Below are 9,196 nucleotides of genomic sequence, written 5' to 3'. Positions count from 1 at the left end.
AGACGGAACCGTCTGATCGTTGAGTCAGGCTCTAAACTCAAAGGCTTGAGCGCGTTCCGATAACCGGTTCCCACTTATCGGAACGCGTTCTAGGGTTCGCGGGGCGCGACGCTGCGGGGATCGGTGTCGCAGCGGGCCTGCCCCTTGCTGAGCGTCACGATGGCCGGCTGACCGACGCCGGGGCGGTAGATGGTGGTCTGGCCGCCCAACTCCACGCGAACGAAGTCCGGGCCGGTGAAGTGGCAGGCGTGATAGACCCCGCCGCCGGGCAGGGGGCCTTCGTGCAGTTCCACGCATTGGGCGTGGCCGAACCAGCGGCCCAGCCTCGCCCCGCCATAGTCGAAGCTGAGCAGGTCGGGGCGCGAGCGGGAGGCGGGAATCTCGCCGGTCCAGACGGGGCAGGGCTCGCCCCGGGGCGTCCAGTCCTCGGCCGCGGCGGCCTGCTGCTGGCCGAGCGCCCAGACCACGCCGCCCACGATCACCACGGCCGCGACCCCCACCACGCCCAGCATCAGGGTATTGCGTCCCTTCCGTGAAGGGGCGTCGTAGATGTTCCTCGCCATGGCCGTCTGCTCCAGATCAGGGTCCCGCCGCCGGGCGGGCAAGGGGCCAGCCGCGCAGACGAAATGCAAGCCCCGGCGCCTTAATCGGCGTCCCCGCCGCCGCCCGCCACCTCCAGAAAGCGCAGGAGGGTGGGGGTCTGATCCTCACCGCGCCAGACGAGCCCCGTTTCCAGCAACGGCGCCTCTCCTGAGAGGGGCACGTACCGAACCCCGGTGCGGGCGAGGTTGCGCAGGGAGGCCGGCGCCAGGGCCACGCCCATCTCGGCCGAGACCAGGCTGATGATGGTCTGCATCTGGATCGCTTCCTGGGCGATATGGGCGCCGCCCCCATGAGCGGTGAAATAGCTGGTCACCAGGTCGTGGAAGGCCGGCGCGGCGCGCTTGGGAAACAGGATCAGCGGCGACTGGACGATGGCCGCTGGATCCAGCCGCCCCTCCCGCAGGGCCAGGCGCCCCTCGCTCAGCCAGGCCTCCGGCACGGCGGCCACCAGAGGCTCCACCAGCAGGCGCCGATAGGCCAGGCCGGCCGGCAGGGCGCCGCTGGGGGCGATGATCACGCCGGCATGGCCCTGGCCTTCCAGCAGGCCCGCGATCTGGACCTCGCTGGTGGCTTCCCGCAGGGCGATCTCGACGCCGGGATAGAGGGCCGCATAACGCCGCACCAGGGCCGGCAGGACGCTGTAGTCCGCCGTGCTGACGAAGGACAACTCCAGCCGGCCCGCCGCTCCGTCCCTGAGCCGGGCGGCCACGTCGGGCAGGGCCGCCAGATCGGCCAGGACGGGCTTCACGCGGGCGAGCCACGCCTCGCCGAACGGGGTCAGGGCGACGCTGCGCCGGGTGCGGGCGAAGAGCTGGGCGCCCAGCGTCCGCTCCAGGGCCTGGATGGACTGGCTCAGCGGCGGCTGCGTCATGTTCAGCCGCTCGGCCGCCCGGCCGAAATGCAGGGTTTCAGCCACGGCGACGAAGTGGCGGAGCTGGCGGACGTCCATGTCTGATATGTTGGACGACTTAAAAGCCGCTGAAAAGTATATTGGATCGACGGCTTGCCCCTGGGTATCCCGGTTCGCGATCAAACCTTCAAGGACGCGTCATGCCCGCCTACCGTTCCCGCACCTCGACCCACGGCCGCAACATGGCCGGCGCCCGCGGCCTGTGGCGGGCCACGGGCATGAAGGACTCCGACTTCGGCAAGCCGATCATCGCCGTGGTCAACTCCTTCACCCAGTTCGTTCCGGGTCACGTCCACCTGAAGGATCTGGGCCAGCTGGTGGCCCGCGAGATCGAACGCGCCGGGGGCGTGGCGAAGGAGTTCAACACCATCGCGGTGGATGACGGCATCGCCATGGGCCATGACGGCATGCTCTACAGCCTGCCCTCCCGCGAGATCATCGCCGACAGCGTGGAGTACATGGCCAACGCCCACTGCGTGGACGGCATGGTCTGCATCTCCAACTGCGACAAGATCACGCCGGGCATGCTGATGGCGTCCCTGCGGCTCAATATCCCGTCGGTCTTCGTCTCCGGCGGTCCCATGGAGGCGGGCAAGATCCTGCTGAAGGGCAAGGAGGTCGCGCTCGACCTGGTGGACGCCATGGTCGCGGCCGCCGACGAGGCGGTGAGCGACGAGGAGGTCGCCGCCATCGAGCGCTCGGCCTGCCCCACCTGCGGCTCCTGCTCGGGCATGTTCACGGCCAACTCCATGAACTGCCTCACCGAGGCGCTGGGCCTCTCCCTGCCGGGCAACGGCTCCACCCTGGCCACCCACGCCGACCGCGAGCGCCTGTTCCTGGAGGCCGGCCACCTGATCGTCGACATCACGCGGCGCTATTACGAGCAGGATGATGAGAGCGTCCTGCCGCGCAACGTGGCCAGTTTCCGGGCCTTCGAAAACGCCATGAGCCTGGACATCGCCATGGGCGGGTCCACCAACACCATCCTGCACCTGCTGGCCGCCGCCCACGAGGCCAGGGTGGACTTCACCATGGACGACATCGACCGGCTGTCGCGAAAGGTGCCCTGCCTGTCCAAGGTGGCGCCGGCCAAGGCCGACGTGCACATGGAGGACGTTCACCGGGCGGGCGGGGTCATGGCCATTCTGGGCGAACTGGAGCGGGGCGGCCTGCTGCACACCGACCTGCCCACGGTGCATTCCAAGTCCATGGGCGAGGCGCTTGAGCGGTGGGATATCGGCCGCACCGAGAGCGAGGCGGTCCAGACCTTCTACCGCGCCGCGCCCGGCGGGGTCCCCACACAGACGGCCTTCAGCCAGGACCGGCGCTGGAAGGAGCTGGACCTGGACCGCAAGGGCGGGGTGATCCGCGACGTGGCGAACGCCTTCTCCAAGGATGGCGGCCTGGCGGTGCTGAAGGGCAACCTCGCCCTCGACGGCTGCATCGTCAAAACCGCCGGGGTGGACGACAGCATCCTGGTCTTCGCCGGTCCGGCCCGGGTCTTCGAAAGCCAGGACGCGGCGGTCAGCGCCATCCTGACCGGCAAGATCGTCGCCGGGGACGTGGTGGTGATCCGCTATGAGGGACCGCGCGGGGGGCCGGGCATGCAGGAAATGCTCTATCCCACCAGCTATCTGAAATCGAAGGGCCTGGGGAAGGCCTGCGCGCTGATCACCGACGGCCGCTTCTCCGGCGGCACCTCGGGCCTGTCCATCGGCCACGTCTCGCCGGAGGCCGCCGAGGGCGGGACCATCGCCCTGGTCCAGGACGGCGACCGGATCGAGATCGACATCCCCAGCCGCACCATCCACCTGGCCGTGGCGTCGGAGGAACTCGCCCGTCGGCGGAGCGCCATGGAGGCCAAGGGCGATGAGGCCTGGAAGCCCGGCCCCCGCCAGCGGCGGGTGACCGAGGCCCTGCGCGCCTATGCCGCCTTCACCACCAGCGCCGCCCGCGGCGCCGTGCGCGATGTGGACGCCGGCCTCAAGCGGCGGGACTGAGCGGCCTCAAACCCCGGCGCGCGGGTCGGCGCCCCGGATCAGGGGGCGGATCAGGACAGGCGGGCCTCGCCCCACTCCACCCAGCCCATCAGCCGGGGCGCGCCGGGCAGGTACATGCGCTCCAGCCTCTGCGCGGCGAGGCCTGCGGCCTCCAGCGTCCCGGACACGGGCCGGGTCAGGTGGCAGCCGCCCGCCAGGCGCTTCCAGACGGGCTCCACCCGCCTCTGCCAGCGGACGACGCCGGGATCAGGCGCCAGGCCGTGTTCGCAGAACAGGAACCGGCCGCCCGGCGCCAGGACGCGGCGGGCCTCAGCCAGGGCCTGGGCGGGCGAGTGCACCGAGCAGAGGGTGAAGGTGCAGACGATGGTGTCAAAGCTGGCGTCATCGAAGGGCAGGGCCTCGGCCACGCCGGCACGCACCTCCACCTCCAGCCCCTCGGGCCGGGGGGCCGCGGCGGCCGTGGCTCTCAACTCGGCGGAGGGGTCGACGCCGAAGACGCCGCTCACCCGCAAGGGATCATAGTAGCGAAGGTTGAGGCCGCCCCCGATCCCCAGCTCCAGCACCCGGCCCATCGCGCCGGGGACCACCCGCGCCCGCTGGCGCATGATCGCCGGGCTGGCGCAGGCGCAGCCGATCAGGCGCGGCAGGATGTGGCGATCATAGAACGAGCCCATGGCCAAGTCTGGCGCGCAAAACGCCAGCCTGTCCACCAGGCGCTGCGATGCAAGGCCGTCGCATGGGCTCAGGAGCCGGCCGCCCGGATCTCCGGATCGAAAGCGCTGAGGATGGGGCAGGGGCCCTCGGCCTGATGGGCGCAGTCCTGCGCCAGACGGCTCAGCGCCGCCCGGGCCGCCGACAGCTCAGCGATCTTCTCGTCCAGGACGGCGATCCGCGCCTGGGCGATGGCCCGGGCCCGGACCCGGTCGTCAGCGGCGTCCAGGGCCAGGAGTTCGCGGATCTCTTCCAGGGTGAAGCCCGCAACCTGGGCGGCGCGAATGAAGCGCAGGCGACGCAAGACGTCCCCGTCATAGCGACGCACGCCGCCCGTGAGCCCCGAGCCGGCCGGCCGGGCGGGTTCGTCCAGCAATCCGCGCCGCTGGTAATAGCGCACGGTCTCCACCCCTACGCCCCCGGCGCGCGCCAGGGCTCCAATGGTCATGTCGCTCACAGGGCTTGCCTCCGTACCAGGGTACGGAACCCATATGGGGTTCTGTGCGGCGCCCGCACAAGGAGTGACCCCCAATGGCCGGACCCGACCGCACCGCCCGGATTCACCGCATGGTGACGCCCGATCATATCTGCCCCTACGGCCTGAAGGCGCTGGCGCTGCTCAAACGGAAGGGTTTCCAGGTCACGGACTGCTGGCTGGAGGACCGGGCCCAGACTGACGCCTTCAAGGCCGAGCACGGGGTCAAAACCACGCCGCAGATCTTCATCGGCGAGACCCGCATCGGCGGATACGACGATCTGCGTCGTCACTTCGGCCAGACCGTTCCGGCCGAGGGCGCCGTGAGCTACCGGCCGGTGATCGCCGTCTTCGCCATGACGGCCCTGGCGGCTCTGGCGGCCAGCTATGGCGCCTTCGGGTCCCCCTTCACCGTGCGCGCCGCCGAATGGTTCATCGCCTTCAGCATGGTGGTTCTCGCCATACTGAAGCTTCAGGACGTGGAATCCTTCTCCACCATGTTCCTGAACTACGACCTGCTGGCCAGGCGCTGGGTCCCCTATGGCTACATCTATCCCTTCGCCGAGGGCGCCGCCGGCGTGCTGATGATCGCCGGCGCCCTGACCTGGATCGCGGCGCCCGTGGCCCTGTTCATCGGCGGGGTGGGGGCGGTCTCGGTCTTCAAGGCCGTCTATATTGATCGCCGGGAGCTGAAGTGCGCCTGTGTCGGGGGGTCTTCGAAGACGCCTCTGGGCTTCGTCTCCCTCACCGAAAACCTGATGATGGTGGCCATGGCGGTCTGGATGCTGGCCATGTGAGGCGCTGCGGCGGTTCCGACAGGCTTGGTCGCGGGCTAAAGAGTCCCATGGCCCTCATCTTCATCACCCATCCCGAGGTCGAGATCGACCCCGCCGTTCCGGTGCCGCGCTGGCGGCTGTCCGATCTGGGCGTGGCGCGGATGCGCCGTTTCGTGGCCTCGGCCGCGGTCGAGCAGGTGGAGGCGGTCTGGGCCAGCACCGAGACCAAGGCCATCGAGGCGGCGGGACTGCTGGCCGCCCGCCACGGCCTGCCGGTCCAGGTCCGGCCTGACCTCGGCGAAAATGATCGCAGCGCCACGGGCTTTGTGCCGCCGCAAGAGTTCGAGCGCCTGGCCGACGCCTTCTTCGCCTGCCCGCAGGACAGCGTTCGCGGCTGGGAGACCGCCGCGGCCGCCCAGGCCCGCATCGTCGCGGCGACGACGGACATCCTCCAGGCTCACCAGGGCGCCGGCGACGTCGCCATCGTCGCTCACGGCGGCGTGGGGACCCTGCTCCTCTGCCACCTCAAGGGCGTCCCCATCGCGCGGACCCATGACCAGCCCCGCCAGGGCTGCTGGTGGCGGCACGACCCGGCAGGCGGAGCGACGCCGGAGGGGTGGACGCCGATTGCGGTGGGGTGAGGAAGGTCGGCGCCGGCGAAGCTCATGCCTGCGCAACTTCAAAGTGAGGAGTGGTAGCTGGGGGCGGGCTCGAACCGCCGACCTGTGGGTTATGAATCCACCGCTCTAACCAGCTGAGCTACCCAGCCACGGGTTCGCGCCGCTGACGCGCGAGGCGCGGGTTATAGGGATTCCTTTGGCGCGCATCAAGCCGCTTGGGCGCGACGAAAACCCCCGCCGGCGCAGGATGCGAACACGGGCTCTGTTTTGGCCGATAACCGGTTCCCACCTCCAAGATCGCGCTCTAGGTTCGCGCCTGCATGAGCGTGCTTCATCTTCTGGGAACGGCCGGCGACGGCGGGGCGGAGACCTACTTCGTCGATCTGGCCCGCGCCCTGGCGGAGGCCGGCGTCGCCCAGGCCGCAGCCCTGCGCCCTCATGCCCGCCGCCAGGCGGCCCTGGCGGAGGCCGGCGTGCCGACGGCCACCTTCGGCTTCGGCGGGCCGCTTGACCTCCTTACCGGCCGCGGCGTCGGCCGGTTCGCCCGGGCGCAGGAGACCAAGGTGGCGCTCGCCTGGATGAACCGCGCCGCCCGTCACACGCCGCGCGGTCCCTGGGCGCGCATCGGGCGGCTGGGGGGGTATTACAAGCTCAAATACTATCGCGGCTTCGACCTCCTGGTGGCCAACACCGAGGACATCGCCGAGTGGATCGTGCGCCAGGGCTGGCCCGCGGGCCAGGTCCGCTACATCCCCAACTTCGCCGAGGCGCCGGCCGAGACCGTGGCCGCCGACCGCCAGAGCCTGTCCACGCCCCGGGATGCGCCTCTGCTGCTGGCCATGGGGCGCCTGCACGAGGCCAAGGCCCATGACGTCACGCTGAACGCCCTGACCCGCCTGCCCGAGGCATTTCTCTGGATCGCAGGCGCAGGACCAGAGGAGGCCAAGCTGAAGGCCCTGGCCCTGGCCCTGGGCGTCAGCGAGCGGGTGCGGTTCCTGGGTTGGCGCAACGACCCCTCGGCCCTCTACCGGGCCGCCGACATCTGCGTCTTTCCTTCCCGTTTCGAGCCCCTGGGCAATGTGGTCATCCAGTCCTGGGCCCATGGCCTGCCCGTGGCCGCCGCCGCCAGCCAGGGTCCGGCGGCCCTGATCCGGGACGGTGATGACGGGCTGCTGGTTCCTGTGGACGACGCCGAGGCCCTGGCCGCAGCGGTGCGCCGGCTGCTGGACGACCCCATGCTGCGCATCCGCCTGGCGCAGAACGGCCTGGCGCGGGTGGAAGGCGAGTTCTCCCAGGCCGCGGTGGTGGCCCAGTGGCGGGAGCTGCTGGCCGATTACGGAGCCGCCTGATGTGCGCGATCGCCGGCGTGCTGGACGGGACGGCCTCGGCCAGGCCGCTCATCGAGGCCATGACCCATCGCGGCCCGGACGGGGTGCGGGTGGAGGAGGGGGGCGGCCGGTCCCTGGCCCATGCCCGCCTGTCCATCATCGACCTTCAGGGCGGCTGGCAGCCCTTGCACGCGGCCGGCGGCGTGGTGATCGGCAATGGCGAGATCTACAACTATCTGGAACTCGCCCAGGAGGCCGGCCTCGGAGACGCGCTGGCCACCGGGTCGGACTTCGAGCCCCTGCTGCATCTCTACGGGCGTGATGGGCCGGCGGCTTTCGACCGGCTGCGGGGCATGTACGCCTTCTGCCTCGTGGGCGCCGACAACCGCACCTGGCTGGTGCGCGATCCCTTCGGCATCAAGCCCCTCTATGTGATGGAGCTGGAGGAGGGCCTGGCCTTCGCCTCGGAGGCCGGGGCCTTCGCGGCTGCGGGCCTGGTTCCCCGGCGTCTGTCGCCAGAGGCTGGGCGGGAGCTCCTGGCCTTCGGCTATCTGCTGGCCGAAACCACCCCCTTCCTGGGCGTGCGGCGTCTGGCGCCGGGCGCGGTGTTCGAGGTGGTCGAGGGGCGGCTCGTTCCCCAGGCTTCCCGGCCAGCCCTGCCCGCGCCCGCCGTGCGCCGGACGGGGGACGAGCAGGGCCTGACGGCGCGGCTGGACGCGGTGCTGGAAGACAGCGTCGCCGTCCACCAGCGATCGGACGTGCCCTACGGCCTCTTTCTGTCGGGCGGGATCGACTCGGCGGCCATCGCCACCCTCATGGCGCGGCTGAACGCCCGCCCGGTCACGGCCTATACCTGCGGCTTCACCGCGCCCGGGGCGCGGGACGAGCGGGCCCAGGCCGAGCGGCTCGCCCGCAGCCTGGACCTGGACTGGCGCGAGGTGGGCTTCGACGAGGCGGATTTCTGGAGCCTGCTGCCCAAGGTGGCCGCGGCCCTGGACGACCCCACCGCCGACTACGCCACCCTGCCCACCTACAAGCTCGCCGAGGCCGCCCGCGGGACGCTCACCGTCGTCCTGACCGGGGAGGGGGGCGATGAGCTGTTCGGCGGCTATGGCCGCTATCGCCGGGCCCTGCGGCCGGGCTGGCTGGGCGGCCGGCCGGCCGAGCCGCGGGGCGTCGCGCCCGACCTTCTCGCCCGCTGGCGCGCCCAGGCTGCGGCGCCGGCCGGTCTGACCCGGCTGCAGCAGGCGCAGTTCGCCGACATCGCCACCTGGCTGCCGGCCGACCTGCTCACCAAGCTCGACCGCTGCCTCATGGCCCACGGCCTGGAAGGGCGCACGCCCTTCCTTGATCCTGTGGTGGCCGACTTCGCCTTCTCCCTGCCCGACCGGTTCAAGGTGCGCGGCCGCTATGGCAAGTGGCTGCTGCGCCGCTGGCTGGAGGGCGTCTGTCCCGCCTCCGCTCCCTGGGCGCGCAAGCAAGGCTTCACCGTGCCGGTGGAGGCCTGGATCGCGCCCCGGGCGCCGGCCATCGCCGCGCGGATTGGTCAGGTGCGAACCATCGCCGAGGTGATGGGGGAAGAGGCCGCTCGCGCCGCCTTTCTGGAGCCCGCCGGCGCGCCGCGATGGCCGCTGCTCTTCCTTGCGGTCTGGTCGCTCATACATGTGGACGGCGCCGCCCCGGGCGAAGCCCTGGACCTGGTGGCGGGAACGAATTGAACCGTTCGGGCCTTTGAAGCTCGACCAGAGGGAGACCTGTCCATGCGAAACCTTT

General features: G+C 70.9%; 9 protein-coding genes and 1 tRNA gene. 5 read left to right on the top strand and 5 right to left on the bottom strand.

Translation table 11 applies throughout. The features are described 5' to 3' along the window. Positions 1-89: 89 nt before the first annotated feature. Both V7D28_RS04480 and V7D28_RS04475 read right to left on the bottom strand, forming a co-directional pair. Positions 90-632, bottom strand: a complete 543-nt coding sequence (locus tag V7D28_RS04480) for a hypothetical protein (protein ID WP_333586160.1) — start codon at positions 630-632, stop codon at positions 90-92. Between the two features lie 11 nt (positions 633-643). Then, entirely contained in the window at positions 644-1,552 is a 909-nt protein-coding gene (locus tag V7D28_RS04475; RefSeq protein ID WP_333586159.1) for a LysR family transcriptional regulator, read from the bottom strand. A 101-nt stretch (positions 1,553-1,653) separates the two neighbouring features. Here V7D28_RS04475 and ilvD point away from each other — a divergent pair, with 101 nt between their 5' ends. Beyond that, the gene (gene ilvD, locus V7D28_RS04470; protein ID WP_333586158.1) at positions 1,654-3,513 is read left to right on the top strand and encodes a dihydroxy-acid dehydratase; all 1,860 of its coding nucleotides are present in this window, start codon (positions 1,654-1,656) and stop codon (positions 3,511-3,513) included. 50 nt (positions 3,514-3,563) lie between these two features. Here ilvD and V7D28_RS04465 read toward each other — a convergent pair whose 3' ends face one another. Then, positions 3,564-4,187, bottom strand: coding sequence for a class I SAM-dependent methyltransferase (locus V7D28_RS04465; RefSeq protein ID WP_333586157.1), 624 nt, complete (start codon positions 4,185-4,187; stop codon positions 3,564-3,566). A gap of 68 nt (positions 4,188-4,255) precedes the next feature. Then, positions 4,256-4,672 carry a MerR family DNA-binding protein gene (locus V7D28_RS04460; protein ID WP_333586162.1) on the bottom strand — a complete coding sequence of 139 codons (417 nt, stop codon included), beginning with the start codon at positions 4,670-4,672 and terminating at the stop codon, positions 4,256-4,258. An 83-nt stretch (positions 4,673-4,755) separates the two neighbouring features. Between V7D28_RS04460 and V7D28_RS04455 the strand changes: the two genes are divergently transcribed. Further along, a complete protein-coding gene (locus V7D28_RS04455) occupies positions 4,756-5,496 on the top strand; it encodes a glutaredoxin family protein (RefSeq protein WP_333586156.1) in 741 nt (246 codons plus the stop codon). 47 nt (positions 5,497-5,543) lie between these two features. Continuing rightward, complete coding sequence (locus V7D28_RS04450) at positions 5,544-6,116, top strand: histidine phosphatase family protein (protein WP_333586155.1); 573 nt, start codon at positions 5,544-5,546, stop codon at positions 6,114-6,116. A gap of 51 nt (positions 6,117-6,167) precedes the next feature. Here V7D28_RS04450 and V7D28_RS04445 read toward each other — a convergent pair. Next, positions 6,168-6,244, bottom strand: a tRNA-Met gene (locus V7D28_RS04445). A gap of 171 nt (positions 6,245-6,415) precedes the next feature. On the opposite strand from V7D28_RS04445, the gene V7D28_RS04440 reads away from it, so the two are divergent. Both V7D28_RS04440 and asnB read left to right on the top strand, forming a co-directional pair. Then, complete coding sequence (locus tag V7D28_RS04440) at positions 6,416-7,444, top strand: glycosyltransferase (RefSeq protein ID WP_333586154.1); 1,029 nt, start codon at positions 6,416-6,418, stop codon at positions 7,442-7,444. After that, entirely contained in the window at positions 7,444-9,141 is a 1,698-nt protein-coding gene (gene asnB / locus V7D28_RS04435) for an asparagine synthase (glutamine-hydrolyzing) (RefSeq protein WP_333586153.1), read from the top strand. The genes V7D28_RS04440 and asnB overlap by 1 nt, the downstream gene beginning before the upstream one ends. Positions 9,142-9,196 lie beyond the last annotated feature (55 nt).

The organism is Phenylobacterium sp. (genome assembly GCF_036723115.1).
Taxonomy (GTDB): Bacteria; Pseudomonadota; Alphaproteobacteria; order Caulobacterales; family Caulobacteraceae; genus Phenylobacterium.
This window is presented reverse-complemented; position numbering and strand designations above follow the sequence as displayed.

Bases quoted from the DNA above. Each gene is read 5' to 3' on its own strand.
- V7D28_RS04475 (WP_333586159.1), bottom strand. From the start codon at position 1,552: ATGGACGTCCGCCAGCTCCGCCACTTCGTCGCCGTGGCTGAAACCCTG.
- ilvD (WP_333586158.1), top strand. From the start codon at position 1,654: ATGCCCGCCTACCGTTCCCGCACCTCGACCCACGGCCGCAACATGGCC.
- V7D28_RS04465 (WP_333586157.1), bottom strand. From the start codon at position 4,187: ATGGGCTCGTTCTATGATCGCCACATCCTGCCGCGCCTGATCGGCTGC.
- V7D28_RS04460 (WP_333586162.1), bottom strand. From the start codon at position 4,672: ATGACCATTGGAGCCCTGGCGCGCGCCGGGGGCGTAGGGGTGGAGACC.
- V7D28_RS04455 (WP_333586156.1), top strand. From the start codon at position 4,756: ATGGCCGGACCCGACCGCACCGCCCGGATTCACCGCATGGTGACGCCC.
- V7D28_RS04450 (WP_333586155.1), top strand. From the start codon at position 5,544: ATGGCCCTCATCTTCATCACCCATCCCGAGGTCGAGATCGACCCCGCC.
- V7D28_RS04440 (WP_333586154.1), top strand. From the start codon at position 6,416: ATGAGCGTGCTTCATCTTCTGGGAACGGCCGGCGACGGCGGGGCGGAG.
- asnB (WP_333586153.1), top strand. From the start codon at position 7,444: ATGTGCGCGATCGCCGGCGTGCTGGACGGGACGGCCTCGGCCAGGCCG.